General features: G+C 62.8%; 1 protein-coding gene. It reads right to left on the reverse strand.

Annotation, left to right across the window (positions count from 1 at the left end):
- A partial coding sequence (locus ON21_RS30245) for an IS5 family transposase (RefSeq protein ID WP_039803594.1) occupies positions 1–294 on the reverse strand: 294 nt, incomplete at its 3' end.
- Positions 295–828: the final 534 nt, after the last annotated feature.

The raw sequence follows: 828 nt of genomic DNA on the forward strand, positions 1-828 counted from the left end.
ATCGATCAATCCGGCGCTGTTGGCGTGGGCGAGCATCGCCTGGTGCATCGCCTCGAACACCCCGGACGCTTGCCAGTCCCGCACTCGCCGCCAACAGGTCATGCCGGACCCGAATCCCAGTTCTTGGGGCAGGCCTTCCCACCCGATACCGGTGAACAGCACGAACAAGATCCCCTGCAACACCAGCCGGTCGTCCATCCGCGCCGGCCCCGGCGTGCCCGGAGCCCGGACCGGCAGTAGCGGTTCGATCACTGCCCACAACTCGTCATCCACGACCCACGGTGCCGCCACCACGAAACATACTGCACTGCAACAGGAGTCAACGCCACCCGGACGAACCTGTTAGGAGCCGCGGCCCCCAACCCGTGACAGTTCATCGGGCGCGCTCCAGACCGAGGAGTAGGAGCCCAAGGCGGCGGGTATGCCCTCGACGGGATGGAAGCAGACCAGCGGCCTGGGTAAGTGTTGTCGCCCTCGTGACAACATCGGGGGCGACAATCTTATTCAGGACAATTGAGTTCGCTCGATAGCGGTTAGCCAGCTCACTATTGCATGCACGCCTCCAACATCGGCTTGTCGGACGTGCGTGCATAGCGTTGGCAACTCTCAATTGCGGTCCTCACAACCGAGCAAGCGCAGAGCTGCTCGAAGCTAAGTACGAAGGTCCCCTGGCGATCTTCTCATACCCCCGGCTCGAGCAGGACAGGACAGATCTCTGCTGGTCGGCGCGCTGATCATTGCCGCGGAGCACCGGCTCGGCATCGCCTTGCCGTCGGACACCCGGGATTCCGTTCTTTTACTCCTGAATCATCGGCCAGACATCCGCAG

This window comes from Nocardia araoensis NBRC 100135, from assembly GCF_000308435.1.
Taxonomy (GTDB): Bacteria; Actinomycetota; Actinomycetes; order Mycobacteriales; family Mycobacteriaceae; genus Nocardia; species Nocardia araoensis.